We start from the raw sequence: 15748 nt of genomic DNA, 5'->3' as shown, positions 1-15748 counted from the left end.
ATGGCCGCGCACCTGCACCACGCAGGCACCTCCATCATGTAACGGACCCTCATGCTCAACCGACCCCTGACGATCGCCGTGGCGATCGCGCTGTGCGCTGCCAATGTGCACGCCGCCGACGTGGACAGTTCCCTCGACGCCAGCGGCGCGCCCAGCGCCCGCACCCTGGACGCCGTATCGGTGATCGGCCAGGGCGAAACCCGCCAGGTGCAGCGCATTACGGCCGTGGACAAGCAGGTGCTGCCGCCCGGCACCAGCGCCCAGAAGATCCTCGACCGCCTGCCCGGCGTGTCGGTACAGTCCAACGATGCCTTCGGCGCCAACGAGGAATCGCAGACCATCAGCCTGCGCGGCTTCGACAAGAGCCGCCTGGGCTATACGCTCGATGGCATTCCGCTGGGCGACAACAGCTATGGCAACTACAACGGGTTGAGCATCGCGCGTGCGCTGATCGCAGAAAACCTGGCCGGCGCCGAACTATCGCAGGGCATCGGCTCGCTGGGCGTGGCCTCCACCAGCAACCTTGGCGGCACCATCCAGTACTTCTCGCAGGACCCGTCCACCGAATTCGGCGGCCGTGCCAGCGTCACCGTGGGCGACGACAACCAGCGTCGTGGCTTCCTGCGCGTGGATACCGGCGACCTCAACGGCTTCTCGGCGTATGTTTCCGGTGTGCACCAGGACGCGGACATGTGGGCCGAACCGAACCAGAACCAGACCACCCGGCAGTTCAACGCCAAGGCCGTGTGGAACGTGGGTGACCACCGCTTCGGCGCATTCGCCGCCACCTCGCGCGTGAGCCAGGCCAACTACGCCTATCTGTCCAAGAGCATGCTTGAGCGCGGCCTGGGCTGGGACTGGAACATCTACGCACCGGACTGGGATCGCGCCCTGGCCGCGGCCTACTGCGCGCCGGCCACCTACAACGCGCAGCGCTGCGCCTTCAGCGGTGGTGTCAACAGCATCGACGATGCGTACTACCAGAGCCGTGCGCTGCGCGATGACAACCTGTACTCGCTGGATGCCGATCTGGCACTGGGCGACAGCGCCCGCCTGAAGCTGCTGGCCTACCACCACGAGAACCGTGGCCAAGGCCACTGGTGGGCACCGGGGCAGGCGTCCAATCCAGGTACGCCGCAGGCGCTGCCGATCTCCATCCGCAGCACCAACTACACCATCAACCGGCAGGGCGTCACCGCTGCGCTGAACTGGCAGCTGGGCCTGCACGAGCTGGAAGCCGGCCTGTGGTACGAGCGCAACGACCACAATGTGGAGCGCAACTTCTACTACATCACCGGGCCGTTCCTCGATGATGGGTACCTCAACTACCCGAACCGTCGCCTGTTCGACCAGGACTACGACATCCGCACCCGCCAGTTCTACGTGCAGGACCGCATGCGTTTCCTCGACGACAGGCTGACCGTGGACGTGGGCATCAAGAGCCCGAACACGCGCATGACCGCCGTGTCCAAGCCCGGCACCGAAGCCAGCTATGCCTCCGGTACGCTGACCGCCAAGGAATCGGTGCTGCCGCAGGCCGGTATCGGCTTCAAGCTCAGCCCCAGCAACGAGGTTTTTGCCTCGTACTCGGAAAACCATGCCGCGTTCGTCGGCGGTGGCAGTGGTGGCCCGCTGCAGGTGTCGCCGGAATCGTTCGCGGCCAGCGTGGACGATCTGGAGCCGGAGAAGTCGCGTTCGTTCGAAGCGGGCTTCCGTACCTTCGGCGAGAAGTACCAGGCCTCGATCGCGGCCTACCACGTGATGTTCGACAACCGCCTGCTGTCGCTCAATCCCTGCACCAGCATTGAAGTGGGCACGCGGCCGGAGTGCATCACCCGCTTCATCAACGTCGGCTCGGTGAAGAGCCAGGGCGCGGAGCTGACCTTCATCCTCAAGCCGGTGGATGGCCTGCAGTGGTACAGCGCGGTGTCGTGGAACAAGAGCACCTACGAGGATGATTACACCTCGGGCGGCGCGGTGGTGCCGGTGGCCGGCAAGATCACCGTGGATACGCCGCAGCGGATGGCCTCCAGCGAGATCAGCTGGAACCGGGATGGCTTCTTTGCCAGCCTGCGTGCCAAGTACACCGGCAAGCGGTATTACACCTACACGAACGATCAGTCGGTGCCGGGCGTGACCACCTTCGATGCGGGCATGGGGTATTCGTTCGGGCCGGGCCTGGGCCTGCGCGACGTCAAGGTCTCGCTCAACGCCACCAACCTGACCAACAAGCGGTATGCGGGGCAGCTGAGCTCATTCGCCCCGACCGACCCGACCGGTACGCGCTACGCGATCCATGCGAGCGCGCCACGGCAGTTGTTCATGACCGTAAGCGCGGAATTCTGACGGTGGGTCGCCGCCCGACCAACGGTCGGGCGCTACCGTCGAGGGCGAAATCGATCCAGGATGCAGGGTAGGTGCCGACCGTTGGTCGGCACATTGCCCATCATCCCGGCACTGCATCAGAACATATGCAACCCGCCGTTCACGGCGTAATCGGCACCGGTGACATACGCCGCATCATCCGACGCCAGCCATGCGCACAGGCTGGCCACCTCTTCGGGCTTGCCCAGGCGGCGGATCGGCACAGACCCGGCCAAGCGATCCAGCACATCCGGCGGAAAGCTGCTGATCGACTGGCTGGCGATGTAGCCCGGCGAAATGGTGTTGACCGTCACCCCGCGCGTGGCCACTTCATTGGCCAGCGCCCGGCTGAAACCGTGCATCGCCGCCTTGGCGGTGGCGAAGTTGACCTGGCCGATCTGGCCCTTGTGCGCACTGACTGAGCCGATGTTGATGATGCGGCCCCAGCCGCGGCCGGCCATGCCGTCGATCACCTGCTTGGTGATGTTGAACAGCGCATGCAGGTTCGAGCCCATCACCGCGTTCCAGTCGTCCTGGGTCATCTGCCGGAACAGTACGTCGCGGCTGCCGCCGGCGTTGTTGACCAGCACGTCGATCTCACCCACTTCGGCCTTGACCTTGGTGAAGGCCGCCACCGTGGATTGCCAGTCCGCCGCATTGCCTTCGGAGGCGATGAAATCAAAGCCCAGCTCACGCTGTTCGCGCAGCCAGCCGGCCTTGCGCGGCGAATTGGGCGCACAGCCGGCCACCACCGTGTGCCCGGTGCGAGCCAGCTTCTGGCAGATGGCGGTGCCCACGCTGCCCATGCCGCTGGTGACGTATGCGATACGAAGGGTCATCTCGGAATCTCCCGGGTCAAGCGGCAAGGGGATACAGCGCGAACAGCAGGCTGCCGGCCATCAGCACCAGCGACACCATCACCGCCCACTTCAGGGTGAACTTCTGGTGGTCGGCAAACTCCACCTTGGCCAGGCCCACCAGCAGGTAGGTCGACGGCACCAGCGGGCTGAGCAGGTGCACCGGCTGGCCGGCCAGCGAGGCGCGTGCCATTTCGACCGGGGTGATGCCGTAGTTGCCGGCCGCCTCGGACAGGATCGGCAGCACGCCGAAGTAGAAAGCGTCGTTGGACATGAAGAACGTGAACGGCATCGAGGCCAGCGCGGTGATCACCGCCAGGTAAGGGCCCCAGGCATCGGGAATGATGGCCAGGAAGCTGTGCGACATCGCCTCCACCATGCCGGTGTTGTTGAGGATGCCGGTGAAGATGCCCGCCGCGAAGATCAGCGACACCACCGACAGCACGTTGCCGGCATGGTTCACCACGCGGCGGCGCTGCTCGGCCAGGTTCGGGTAGTTGATCACCAGTGCGATCGCAAAGCCGACCATGAACAGCACCGGCATCGGCAGCACGCCCATCACCAGCGCCGTCATCAGCGCCAGGGTCAGGCCCAGGTTCACCCACAGCAGCCTCGGTCGCTTGGTGTCTTCGGCATCTTCCACGGTGGGCAGCGCGCCGTCATCGGAAACGCTGGCATCCATCCAGCTGCCCCCCTTGGGCAGCGTCACCACGCCCAGCCGGCGTCGTTCCTTCAAGCCCAGGTACCAGGCCAGCAGCAGCACCGAAATGCAGGCCAGCACCATCGCCGGGATCAGCGGAATGAACACATCGGCCGGGTCCACGTGCAGCGCCGTGGCCGCGCGCGCGGTCGGCCCGCCCCACGGGGTGAGGTTCATCACGCCACCCGCCAGGATGGTCACGCAGGTCATGTTCAACGCGCTCATGCCCAGTCGCTGGTACAGCGGCAGCATCGCCGACACAGTGATCATGTACGTGGTCGAGCCATCGCCATCCAGCGAGATCAGCATCGCCAATGCGGCCGTGCCCAGCACGATCTTCATCGGGTCGCCCTTGACCAGGCGCAGGATGATCCGCACCAGCGGGTCGAACAGGCCCGCATCGATCATCACCCCGAAGTACAGGATGGCGAACATCAACATCACGCCGGTGGGCGCGATCTTCTTGATGCCATCCAGCATCATCTGGTCGATATCCGCACCGAAGCCGCCCATCACCGCGAACACGATGGGAATGGTGATCAGCGCGACCAGGGGCGACAGTCGTTTGCTCATGATCAAGTACATGAACGTAATGACCATGCCAAAACCGAGGATGCTCAGCATCATCTGCGGGTTTCCTTGCAAGGGGGGTTAGAAATCGAACTGCAGGCGGCCGGTAACGGCTCGGGTGTGGTCCACGGTGGCCGCGGCGAGGTAATCGCGGTTGCGGCTGTCGATCAGGTTCAGCATGAAGCGCAGATTCGGGCGCAGGTACCAGTTGCCGCCCAGGGTCCAGGCGTCGGTGCGCGCATCGATCAGGTCCGGCTGGCCGGACAGGTGCTGCTCGCCGCGCATGTGGTCGTAACGCAGCGCCAGCTCGAACGCACCGGCCTTGTGGCGGATGTCCTTGATGCGCGCGAAGCGCCCGGTCTTGCGGTCGTAGCCGCGCGATTCGCCGGTGACGAACCAGCTCAGCATCCCGTAGCCCGCCAGCACCGTGCCGCGCTGGCTGCCGTCATCGAAGGTGGCGCCGCTGAACTCGCCCTGCCACGACAGCGGGCCGCGCACCTGCGCGTATTCCAGCGACCACTTGTTGACGTCGGTATCGCGCCCGGAAGAGAAATCGATCAGGGTCAGCCGGCTGTTGTCGGACAGGTGCCCAGCCGGGCGCGGGCGGATCCGCAGCGCCGGCACGCCGTTGGCGCCCGGGGTGTCGTAGCGCTCATGCGCCAGCGACAGCCCCAGGTGCAGCACGTCGCCGGCAGTGGCGCCCGGTGCCCAGGTGGCGCGGCCGCCGGCCGCACGGCCCTTCACCTGCCACGCATCGATGCTCTCCAGACTGTAGGCACTGGCGGCCCAGGTCATGTCGTTTTTGGCAGCCTGCCACGACGCGCCCAGCCGGTACAGCGGCGCCAGCGTGGTGCCCGCGTTGCCTCGCTCCAGAAAGCTGCCGTAGTTGGAGCCGGTGCGGTCATCCAGCGAGAAGAACTGCTTGAACTGGCCCACGCTGAGCTTGCCGCCGCTGAAATCACGGCTGACGTAGACATCCTTGGCTTCCACCTGGTCGCCGGAGAAGTCGGCTTCCAGCTTGTAGTCCACCACGAAGAACCTGCCCGACATGTCCAGCCAGGCACGGCGGATCTCAGTGTCGTCCTTGTTCGGGGTGCCGCGCGCGTCGTTGTTGAAGTCGGCGAAATCCAGGTGCAGGCGGCCGCCGAAGGTGGCGGTGACCGGGCGGTCAGCATCGACCTCATCGGCGGCCCAGAGCGGGGCGATGGGCAACAACAGGGCGCAGGCGGCCAGCCCGCGGCAACGCAGGAGATTGAAGTGCATGAACCCTCCCAGGTACATGGCGGTGGGCGGGCAGGGCGTGTGGGCCATGCCAACCCGCAGGTTGTCGGGACGCGTCCGCACGGGGGTGCCTGGCGATGGCGCAGCCTAGTGCGGGGAAGCTGTCATCCACCTGTCGGCGCCTGCTGCAGCGCAGCGCAACCCACGGCACACCCCGCTCGCGCTAGGATTCCCGCACCCCCGCCTGTTTCCGCCCGATGCGCATCCTGCTGGTAGAAGACAACCCGGACCTGGCCGACGCCATCGTCCGCCGCATGCGCCGCAGTGGCCACGCGGTGGACTGGCAGAACGACGGCCTGGCCGCCGCCAGCGTGCTGCGTTACCAGAGCTTCGATCTGGTGGTGCTGGATATCGGCCTGCCCAAGCTGGACGGCCTGCGCGTGCTGGCCGGCATGCGCGAGCGTGGCGATGCCACCCCGGTGCTGATGCTCACTGCACGCGATGGCATCGAAGACCGCGTGCAGGCGCTGGACGTGGGCGCGGACGATTACCTGGGCAAGCCGTTCGACTTCCGTGAATTCGAAGCGCGCTGCCGCGTGCTGCTGCGGCGCACGCGCGGGCAGGCCAGCGAAGTGGTGCAGATTGGCGGCTTCCAGTTCGACAACGCCTCGCACCGGGTCAGCCTGGATGGCCAGCCCATTGAATTGCCCAACCGTGAGTACCGCCTGCTGGAAATCCTGATGGGCCGGCTGGGCCACGTGGTCGGCAAGGACGAGATCGGCAACGGCCTGTTCGGCTTCGATGACGAAGCCGGCCCGAATGCCATCGAACTGTATGTGGGCCGCCTGCGGAGGAAGCTGGCCGATGCGCCGCTGCGCATCGTCACCGTGCGCGGCAGCGGTTATCTGCTGGAAGCCATCGACGGCACGCCCGATGCCGAAGGCTGAAACCCGCGCGCCCAGCTCGCTACGGCGCACGCTTACCCTGTACCTGGGCGTGCTGCTGGCGGTGTTCGCCGTGGCGTTGCTGTTTGCCGCCCGCGATTACGGCCAGCGTGCCGCCAACCGCTCCTACGATCACCTGCTGGTGTCGTCGGCGCTGTCCATCATCGATTCGGTGGCGCTGGTGGACGCGCAGTGGCAGGTGGACCTGCCGTATGCCTCGCTAGATCTGTTGTCGATGGCGCCGGACGACCGCGTGTTCTACCGCGTGTTCGACGGCCAGAACCGCACCGTGACCGGCTACGCCGATCTCCCTCCGCCGCCACGCACGCCTTCCGACGAACCGCAGTTGTTCGACGCGCACTACAGCGGTGAAACCGTGCGCTTCGTGGTGGTGTCGCGCCGCGTCTCTTCGCCCTCTGCGCAGGCCGAAGTGCGCGTGCAGGTCGGCCAGACCCGCCGCGCGCGCGAAGCGGTAGCGCAGGACATCGTCAACCGCGCGTTGCTCGCCATCGGCGTGCTCTCGCTGCTGTCGCTGGCGCTGGTGGCGTTCGGCGTGCACCGCGCGTTCCGCCCGCTGGTGAAGGTGGAGCGCGAGCTGTCGCGGCGCGAGCCGTCCGACCTGAGCCCGCTGGATGCGCGCGTGCCGCGCGAGATGGACCAGATGGTGGCCGCACTGAACCGCTTCATGGCGCGCCTGTCCAGCAGCAATGAAACCCTGCGCGCGTTCATGGCCGAAGCCGCCCACCAGATGCGAACCCCGCTGGCCGCCCTGCGTGCGCAGGCACAACTGGCGCTGGACGACGACGACCCCGAAGACATGCGCCGCAGCCTGGCCGCCATCGACCGCAACGCTACCCACATGAGCCGCCTGCTCAACCAGCTGCTCAGCGATGCGAGCGTGATCCACCGGTCCAACCTGCAGCGCTTCGCCCCGGTGGACATGGTGGAAACCGTGCACCAGGCGCTGCACGAAGCGCTGCCGCAGGCCTTGCCTGCACCACGCGTGCAGCTGGCCGTGGGCGTGGCGTCTTCGCGCGTGCAGGGCGACGCACTGCTGCTGCGCGAAGCAATCAAGAACCTCATCGACAACGCCCTAAAGTACGGCGGCGACGGCCCGTTGCAGGTCGCGCTCACCGAAGAGGGTACCCACTGCGTGGTCACCATCGCCGACCATGGCCCGGGCATTTCGCCGGGCGATGCCGAGCGCGTGTTCGAGCGCTTCGCGCGTGGCGAAGATGCCGCACCGGGCGGGGCAGGGCTGGGCCTGGCCATCGTCAAGCGCGTCGTGGACAGCCACGGCGGCCAGATCGACCTGAGCAACCGGCCAACCGGCGGGCTGGTGGCCACCATCCGTTTGCCGAGGCTGCACGCATGATGCGCACCCTGTTCCTGTTGTTGATGCTGGCGGCAGGGCCGGCGTTCGCCGACCCCGGCGATGTGCAGCGCTTTCCGGCCAAGGGCACCGCCACGGCCGAGCTGCGCATCCACGGCTCCACCGACATCGAAGTGTTCGCCACCGTCATCACCGATTACCAGCGCCTGCACCCCGGCACCGAGATCGTCTACGAAGACGTCATCACCCAGGACATGTACGCCCAGTACCTGCGCCAGCGCCACAGCCCCACCGGCCCAGACATGCTGATCAGCAGCGGCATGGACCTGCAGGCCAAGCTGGTCAACGACGGCCACGCCTTGCCACACCGCTCGCCGCAGACCGACGCACTTCCCGCGTGGGCGCAATGGCGGCATGAAGCATTCGGCATCAGCTACGAACCGGTGGCGATGGTCTACAACACCCGCACCCTGCCAGCGGCCCGCGTCCCGAAAACCCGCCGCCAGCTGCTCGAACTGCTGCGCGCCCCGGACGCCCCGCTGGCCGGAAAGGTTGGCACCTATGACGTCGAACGCAGCAGCGTGGGCTACCTGCTCGCCACCCAGGATGGCCAGCGCGGCAGCATGGCCGGCGCGCTGCTCGGCGCGCTGGGCGACAACCAGGTGCAGCTCGAAGAACGCACCGGCGTATTGCTGGACCGCGTAAGCAGCGGCCAGCTCTCGCTCGTGTACAACGTACTCGGCTCATACGCCCAGGCCCGAATCGACGCCGGCGCTCCACTGGGCATCGTCGAGCCCGAGGACTACACCCTCGTCGTCCTGCGCACCGCCGTCATCCCGCGCACGGCCCAGAACGCAGCAGAAGCCCGTCGCTTCCTCGACTACCTGCTATCCCCCCGCGGCCAGCAGGTGCTCTCCCGCGAAGCGCGCCTGATGTCGATCGTCCCCACCCAGCGCGGCCGCGCCCCCGGCCGCAGCTACCGCCCGATCCTGCTGGGCCCGGGCCTGCTGGTCTACCTGGATGCCCTCAAGCGCCGCCAGTTCCTCGACGCCTGGCGAGGTAGCACGCGCCAGCAACCTCCCGGGCCAGATATCCCCTGACGGGCACCATCGCGAACCGCAACGCCCCCGTGGCGGCGCTCCGCACGGCCCAACGCCCTGCGTCGCCGCGCTCCTGACGACCCGAACGCCTGCGTAGAGCCACGCCCTGCGTGGCTGCTCTTCGCCGCACCCCAAAATGCGACCTACAATGCAGGCATGAGCGAAACCACCATCCTCGTAGCCGACGACCACCCGCTACTCCGCGCCGCCGTCGTCCACTCCCTGCGCCAGGCTCTTCCGGCCGTCCAGGTCATCGAGGTGGCCAGCGCCCAAGCCCTCGAGGCCGCCCTCAACCAGCACCCGGAAATCGAACTGGTCCTCTTGGACCTGACCATGCCCGGCGCCCGAGGCTTCTCCTCACTCCTCCACGTACGCGGCTCCCACCCGGACATCCCGGTGGTCATCGTCTCCTCCAACGACCACCCACGCGTCATCCGTCGCGCCCAGCAGTTCGGCGCCGCCGGCTTCATCCCCAAATCCGCCCCGGCCGAAACCATCGGCCAGGCCGTAGCGGCAGTACTCGACGGTGGCCTCTGGTTCCCGGCGATGGCAGCAGAGCGCAGCGAATCCGACGCATTGCTCGCAGCCCGCCTGGCCCAGCTGACCCCCCAGCAATTCCGCGTGCTCCTGTGCCTCGCCGATGGCCTGCTCAACAAGCAGATCGCCTACGAGCTGGGGCTTGCTGAGAACACCGTAAAAGTCCACGTAACCGCCATCCTGAAAAAGCTCGAATGTGTCAGCCGCACCCAGGCAGCGGTACTGGTAAAGGCCCTTGAACCAGAAGGCGACGCAGGCGCAGACCTCACCTAGGCCCGGCGTGTGTGGCAACGCGGTGCAAACCATGCGTTGCCCAACCGGTAGGGTCGCATCCCAATCGACCGCCGACGTTGTTCGGCAGCGCGATTTCGGCATGACCCGAACCGAAGGCGGCCTTTCTCTGGGAGCCTAACGCGCATCAACGGCACCAGCGCCGCTCCCGGTTCCAGCCGAGCCGATTGACGCGTCAGGCTAGTTCTACGTGCAACGTAGGGTGCGCCCGATGGTGGAGAGAGAGTTCTGTCCGCAGAATGCCTGTGCGGATCGGTCGCGTCCCGTCTCGAAACCACCCAACTCAAACGCAAAAAACCCGCCAGCGGCGGGTTCCTGAGAAAAGAGTGGCGCCGCGAGCGGGGCCAGTACGTACCTAGTGTCATCACCAGTAATGGTGGCTGGGAGAGGACGTGTTCCAAGGGCTGCAAAAAACGAAGGCTAGCAGAGCTTCCCGTTGAACAAAGGTGAACTGCAACATCGAATGGCGCCAGATGGAGCGGAACTTGGGACTTCAGGCGGGTCATGGGATTGATCTGCTCGTCGAGCGCCATGAAAACCCTCTGGATATTGTCGGGAACAATGCGGACCGAATCCTTTCCTGTAATCACGGAGCCTGGTAGCTGCTACATCAAGGGGCTGGCCACGTCACGCCCTTGTATGCAACATTGTGATCGAAAGCTGAAGGCGGTACTCGCCTCGATTCATTAAAACGTGCGGCTCTTTCGACTTAAGGCGCGCGTCATGATCCCATCTCAACCTTCCCAGTCGGTTAACACCAGTGCTGCCGGAGCGCTGCGCTTAGCAGCAGCGTCGACAACTGCCGCCGACAGTGCGGGTTCGTCCACTGCGGCGGGCATTGCAGCTGGGAGGATAGTCTTGGTAGAGAATGCTCCGCATTCGGCGACATCACTTGTTGTTGCCTCAGCGCTACAGGCGAAAGCGTTGCCCGACTCGCTGCCCTCTTCTGCTGCGCCTGGGTGTGGCGTAGGCGATCAAGCTCTCGCTGAGGGCTCCCAGCCAAAGCGAACGCTCTTCGATGTAATGAAACCGCTGATTGAGGACAACGAGAAGATCGTTCTGGGACGAACGGTCAATGACTTCGCATTGGTGGGCGAGTCCATGCGCACCAACGTTTGCCAGGTGAGTCGCCGCGTAAATTCCTTTGAGTTTACCCCTCTGCATCTGGTCATCTTGAGGACGGTGGAGGATGTCGGTTTCTGCTCGGACCGGGTAAAAGAACTGATCGACTTGGGCGCCGACGTGAATCTGATGTCAACCTACGACTGGAGTTCAATTGGTGGTCATAAGCGAATTCCGCCGCTGAAATTGGCCGAAAAGCTGCTCGCGAAGCTCGAACATGATGAGGACGCCGAGTCATGGGTGATCGACGACATGAAGGACGTGATCGAGCACTTGAAAAGGGCTGGTGCCACAACTGAAGGTGCCGCGCTCAGAACGTGTGACTCTGATGACGAAGGAAAATCCGACTGGGATTCTGAAGTAGATGAAGTTCCCGGGCGGGACAGCTCGGACTGGTAACTCCGATGCGCTTGGGTGGCTGTTGGTACGACCCGGACGACCATCCCTGCATCATTCGCCATCGGCTTACGGCTGATTCGTAAGTAGATTGCCGGAATGGTTGGCATCTTTCACCGGGGAGATCGCTTGAAGGGCATCGAGAGCAGCAACGTATCTGCATGCATATGGGGCTAATTGCGACGCGTAGTAGTGTGCGCCTATTGATACTCCAATATCATTCAAAACAAGCGATTTAACTTTGCGCGCTGCATGGTGCATGGTGTTGCCTCGGAGCTTGAAATCTCCTCGAGCACAACGATTGTGGACGTCCCATGTCGGGAGGGTGGCCAAATACAACACCTTCGCGGGAATACGTCACGCCGTGTGTGCTCGAGCGGATTTCAACCTCCCGACTCCCTCGCCATTCCGGCGAGGGAGACTTCCTTGGAGGTGGCAAATGCGTCGTTCAAGTTCGAATCTGCATTCCAACGAACAGCCCCAAACCCGCATCGGCATGCATGTGCCGGAGAGTCTGCGTGTCGGATCGTTCTCGCATCCCGGTGGTCATCCCCTGCCGGACGGTGGTCGCATTCCATGCTTGGTACTACGCGGCATGTGGATGGACCGGTTCGAGCTGCCGGTAGGCAGTCGTGTGATCGTGGAAGTAGAGAGCAAGCGGATCACGTTGACGTTGGATGAAACGCCGATTCCGGTGCCGTATAGGTATCTGGACCACACCCCGAGGAAGAGCCGCCGGGTGGCGGTTACGACAGCCAAAGAAGCGTCGGAGTAGCGAGGATTGGTCCGGTATGGCGGGATGCACCCGGTAGGGTCGCATCCCGTTCTGCCGCCGACCATGTTCGATCGATCGGTTGTGGAATGACCGTCAGCTGTTCTATCTGTCGCCGTGGGATGACGAAGAAGGGCTGGTGAAAGCAGCACGAGAACTCAAGGAGGCGTGCGGGAAGCGAAACTGCTGATCAACTGGGGGAGCGTGTGCGCAGTACCATCGTCAAGCACAAGCTTCAGAAGACGACTCGCCTTTCAAACATGAACTTGGCCAAGCTCGAAGGCGATTCCCGGACATTTGTTCCGGTCATCTATGTACTTAAATCAGATGCTCATCCAAGCATCGAACCATGGCCACCTCCATTCCCTGTGGAAATTTCGCCTTATCGCGCACTTGAACGAAACAGGGGGGCGGTCGGAATAATCGCTTCGAACTGTCCCGACAAGCAGCTGATCTTCGTACTCCAGCTTTAGTGGAGGTGAAAGAAGTCGAAACGCTACAGCACTGTCATCATGTTCTCCGCGCTCAATTCGCTCAAGGCTTGGGGTCAGTTGCGTTGCTCCAGGTGAATCCATTTGAACTGACACGTTCGAGACCGAATGTCGATCATCGATGCCAGATGCTTCGATGGTGAGCCTATATGGGGCAGCGCGGGTTCGCGGCCTGCTCGGGTCATAAGAGCCCGTAAGCCTTGCGATAAGTCTCGCATCGCCTGCGGCGCATTGAGCGCTATGGTAGTCGTAATACGTGAATCTATCGAAGACAAGTAGGAACAGCGCGGCAAGTGCTGCGACGCTTGCTAAAAGCAGGAGGTGATTTGTCCAGCGATTGGCGGTCATTGAAGACTCCGGTAGTCCCTAGAAGCGGTTTCTTAACTCACGCTCAGGTGGAGGTTCAGGCGCGGGTGTAGGTTGGTCGGGGTTTTCAATCTCGCCTATGGTCACCACGGGTATTCGGTTCGATGCGTCCAGATCTGCTGGTGTAACGGCAATCGGTCCATTTCCCCAGAGGATGTATGGAAGGATGTCGAAGAACGCATGCCCGATGAATTCGTCGGGGGAAAAGTAATTGTACGTTCCGCCGTTCAGGCGATCTGTAATGAGGTTCCCATCTCCGTCGTAAACTGCCTCGTTGTGCCCCGTCATGTCCACCCATTTCGTATTGTTCTCCCCTCCCTCACCTTGGCGATGGAAGACGCTCTGTTCCCGACTGAGTTCACGCCAATTTGAAGTATCAGTACTCGCAGTCTTCTTGTCTGGCGGTGCGGTATTTAGTGCGTTTCTGTAGTAGTGCCGAAGGTAGGCCTCACCAAGTGGTGTAGATTGTCGCCCGTCGGGATCAACCATCGAGTAAGGATTGTTGTTGGCGTAACGGTACCGGTTAAATCCTGTCAATGGTTGAACTCTCGGTGTGATTGGGTCTGTTGATACGAATCTTCCAATGTCACCATCGTAGTATCGCTGTTGCATGTAGCTGAATCCAGTGGAGGCATCGGTCACGTGGCCTGCGAACCCGGGTGTGTCTTCGCCGGAGTTCGTCAGTGGCTTGCCATAAGGATCGTACGCGTTGAAATTGATGATATTCCCAGTCAAGTCCGAAGCCGCCACCGGCGAGCCTAACGCGTCTGTGTGAATATAGCGGATCTTTGTCTGCCCGATTGCCTCGCTGGCCATCAGGGCGAAAGGGAGTATGGCGAGTGCACTGTGCACTCTACGGCTCTGCAGCAGTCGAGCGTTCATGATCATCCTCCAGTTGCAGTGAAGACGGCGGACCAAGCAGAGCAGCCGATCGGCTTGCATGCACGAACCTGGAAAGTGGCGCCGGAAGGTACACCTGAGCAGTTGAGTACTGCGGATGTCGCCGCTCCACTGTGGGTGCCACGCCCAGTGAACTCATACCACGCGGCGCCAGGTACCGAGTTCCACCTGACTGTGGAACGAACCTGCCACGGCGGGAAGGAATTGGTGACGTGTGGCGCGCCGCAAGACCGCCCACAATTTCGACCTTCTTGCCGTTGAACTCGAGGTCAGCCGGAACGCCGTCGACCCACAAGTCGGATTGCCCAAGACCATCGCAGCAGAGGGGTCCGAAGAGACCGCTCTCTTCAAAATCAATGCGGAAATAACTTTTGATGGAAAGTTTCCCGCCATCCAGAAATGATGGGTCTGATGCGATGGCTGACACCTCGAAATCTGGTGGAATTCACCTTCAGTTATTCGGCGATGCGTGTTGTAACCAATACGTCGAAGCCGAGTATGGCCAGTCTGCGCATCAGTTGAGGTGAAAGCTCCATCTCAAACCCATTCTTTTGAGCCTTCGTACTCAGTGGCACGAAGATATCCAGCTCAGCCTTCTCGATTCCGACACGTCCGAGTACGGTCTCACATTGGATGGCGCTGATCATTTGAACAATAGTCCTGGAGAGGTTGTCCAGGGGTACCCGTACGCGGTGCTCCCAGAATCCAATCTTCTGGACGATCTGCGCCCCTGAGGAGGTTGTCCGCTCTTCCCCTCGGTTCCGTGTCCGGGTAGGGCTTAGCTCCAAAAGAATCGAGGCATCTTTCGTGTCTAATGAGTCTCCATAGAGCAGGATCGCAACAGCACAAGTATCGCCATCAATGTTCGTGGTCTGGCTATTCATCGTTAAGGTTTCCAACTAGCTCTCCGTTCTGATCGATCACGTCCCCGGTTTCCGGATTGACCCCGAAATCGTGATCACCTCTCGTCCCAGGTGTGTTCTCCTTTACCCCTTTGTGGAATCGGTCCGTTCCTTCGCGGGCACCCACTCCATTTCTCCTTCCCCATTCGGCTGAACCACTGTCGGCAGGCCAATAGCCAGGCGGGAACGCGCCTGACATCATCACCCCACAAGGCGGACCGCCAGGTAGTTCGCAAGGCGAAGCCCCCATTGGCGTTGGCCAAAGCAACGCAAGTGGACCGGAGACTCTGCCCAACAGTCTTCCCGCTATGCTTAGCCATGGTACTGGAGCCGCGGCCGGCATGGGGATCGGACGAGTCGCAACGACGAGGACTGTCGCTAACGTCTCAGGCTCAGGCGGCGGAGCCTCAGGTGTTGGCTGTTTGTCCTCAAGACCTACGCCGATGCGCCCGGTCGGATCACTGAAGCGATAGGGATTACTGTTGGCGTACCTGTAGCGACTGGACTGAACCACCTGCTGCTGATAGGGCGATACCGGGTCCACGGATAGGAAGATGCCTAGCTGTGGATCCATATATCGCTGCTGCATGTAGATCAGGCCGGTTTGCTCATCTGAGACATGGCCGGCATAAGAAGGACTGTTGTCTGGAATGCCAAGTGTTGATGAGCCGTAAGGCTCATAGAATTCCGACTCAATCAGGCTTCCGTTGATGTCCGTTATCGCCACTGGTGAACCCAGAGAGTCCGTATGGATGTATCTGATTGTGGTTTGAGCGCGAGCCTCCAGTATCGAGAACATTCCACAGATGAGCAGTGCTACCCACGCTGGTGCCGCTTGGCGATCGAAGTTCTGGAGTGAAGGTTGTCGTTGAGCGCTCATGA

General features: G+C 62.8%; 14 protein-coding genes. 8 read left to right on the top strand and 6 right to left on the bottom strand.

Annotated features, from left to right (window positions below; translation table 11 throughout):
- The first annotated feature begins 51 nt into the window (after positions 1 to 51).
- The gene (locus tag ACQG3P_RS03935) at positions 52 to 2346 is read left to right on the top strand and encodes a TonB-dependent receptor (RefSeq protein WP_426804270.1); all 2295 of its coding nucleotides are present in this window, start codon (positions 52 to 54) and stop codon (positions 2344 to 2346) included.
- Between the two features lie 116 nt (positions 2347 to 2462).
- Here the strand turns inward: ACQG3P_RS03935 and phbB are convergent, their stop codons facing one another.
- The 3 genes from phbB to ACQG3P_RS03920 are packed head-to-tail and all read right to left on the bottom strand — an operon-like array spanning position 2463 to position 5754.
- Complete coding sequence (phbB, locus tag ACQG3P_RS03930; protein ID WP_068853963.1) at positions 2463 to 3203, bottom strand: acetoacetyl-CoA reductase; 741 nt, start codon at positions 3201 to 3203, stop codon at positions 2463 to 2465.
- A gap of 16 nt (positions 3204 to 3219) precedes the next feature.
- Entirely contained in the window at positions 3220 to 4545 is a 1326-nt protein-coding gene (locus ACQG3P_RS03925; protein ID WP_426804269.1) for a CitMHS family transporter, read from the bottom strand.
- A gap of 27 nt (positions 4546 to 4572) precedes the next feature.
- Positions 4573 to 5754 carry an OprO/OprP family phosphate-selective porin gene (locus ACQG3P_RS03920; RefSeq protein WP_426804353.1) on the bottom strand — a complete coding sequence of 394 codons (1182 nt, stop codon included), beginning with the start codon at positions 5752 to 5754 and terminating at the stop codon, positions 4573 to 4575.
- Between the two features lie 215 nt (positions 5755 to 5969).
- Between ACQG3P_RS03920 and ACQG3P_RS03915 the strand changes: the two genes are divergently transcribed.
- The 6 genes from ACQG3P_RS03915 (at position 5970) to ACQG3P_RS03890 (ending at position 12210) form a co-directional block, all read left to right on the top strand.
- Positions 5970 to 6659: a response regulator gene (locus tag ACQG3P_RS03915; protein WP_426804268.1), complete on the top strand. Its 690-nt coding sequence runs from the start codon at positions 5970 to 5972 to the stop codon at positions 6657 to 6659.
- Complete coding sequence (locus ACQG3P_RS03910; protein ID WP_426804267.1) at positions 6646 to 8031, top strand: sensor histidine kinase N-terminal domain-containing protein; 1386 nt, start codon at positions 6646 to 6648, stop codon at positions 8029 to 8031. The genes ACQG3P_RS03915 and ACQG3P_RS03910 overlap by 14 nt, the downstream gene beginning before the upstream one ends.
- Positions 8028 to 9089, top strand: a complete 1062-nt coding sequence (locus tag ACQG3P_RS03905; protein WP_426804266.1) for an ABC transporter substrate-binding protein — start codon at positions 8028 to 8030, stop codon at positions 9087 to 9089. The genes ACQG3P_RS03910 and ACQG3P_RS03905 overlap by 4 nt, the downstream gene beginning before the upstream one ends.
- A 156-nt stretch (positions 9090 to 9245) precedes the next feature.
- Positions 9246 to 9899: a LuxR C-terminal-related transcriptional regulator gene (locus ACQG3P_RS03900; protein WP_093533592.1), complete on the top strand. Its 654-nt coding sequence runs from the start codon at positions 9246 to 9248 to the stop codon at positions 9897 to 9899.
- A gap of 741 nt (positions 9900 to 10640) precedes the next feature.
- On the top strand, positions 10641 to 11438 hold the full coding sequence (locus tag ACQG3P_RS03895; RefSeq protein ID WP_426804265.1) for a hypothetical protein: 798 nt from the start codon (positions 10641 to 10643) through the stop codon (positions 11436 to 11438).
- Positions 11439 to 11874: 436 nt separating this feature from the next.
- On the top strand, positions 11875 to 12210 hold the full coding sequence (locus ACQG3P_RS03890; protein WP_426804264.1) for a hypothetical protein: 336 nt from the start codon (positions 11875 to 11877) through the stop codon (positions 12208 to 12210).
- Positions 12211 to 13064: 854 nt separating this feature from the next.
- On the opposite strand, the gene ACQG3P_RS03885 is transcribed toward ACQG3P_RS03890, so the two are convergent.
- Entirely contained in the window at positions 13065 to 13946 is an 882-nt protein-coding gene (locus ACQG3P_RS03885) for an RHS repeat-associated core domain-containing protein (RefSeq protein WP_426804263.1), read from the bottom strand.
- A 232-nt stretch (positions 13947 to 14178) separates the two neighbouring features.
- On the opposite strand from ACQG3P_RS03885, the gene ACQG3P_RS03880 reads away from it, so the two are divergent.
- Complete coding sequence (locus ACQG3P_RS03880; RefSeq protein ID WP_426804262.1) at positions 14179 to 14367, top strand: hypothetical protein; 189 nt, start codon at positions 14179 to 14181, stop codon at positions 14365 to 14367.
- A gap of 52 nt (positions 14368 to 14419) precedes the next feature.
- On the opposite strand, the gene ACQG3P_RS03875 is transcribed toward ACQG3P_RS03880, so the two are convergent.
- Together ACQG3P_RS03875 and ACQG3P_RS03870 are read right to left on the bottom strand one after the other, a co-directional pair.
- Positions 14420 to 14848, bottom strand: coding sequence for a DUF4279 domain-containing protein (locus ACQG3P_RS03875; RefSeq protein WP_426804261.1), 429 nt, complete (start codon positions 14846 to 14848; stop codon positions 14420 to 14422).
- Positions 14841 to 15665: an RHS repeat domain-containing protein gene (locus ACQG3P_RS03870; RefSeq protein WP_426804352.1), complete on the bottom strand. Its 825-nt coding sequence runs from the start codon at positions 15663 to 15665 to the stop codon at positions 14841 to 14843. Before ACQG3P_RS03870 ends, ACQG3P_RS03875 begins: the two co-directional genes overlap by 8 nt.
- Between the last annotated feature and the right edge of the window lie 83 nt (positions 15666 to 15748).

This window comes from Stenotrophomonas sp. SrG (assembly GCF_050031795.1).
Taxonomy (GTDB): Bacteria; Pseudomonadota; Gammaproteobacteria; order Xanthomonadales; family Xanthomonadaceae; genus Stenotrophomonas; species Stenotrophomonas rhizophila_A.
This window is presented reverse-complemented; position numbering and strand designations above follow the sequence as displayed.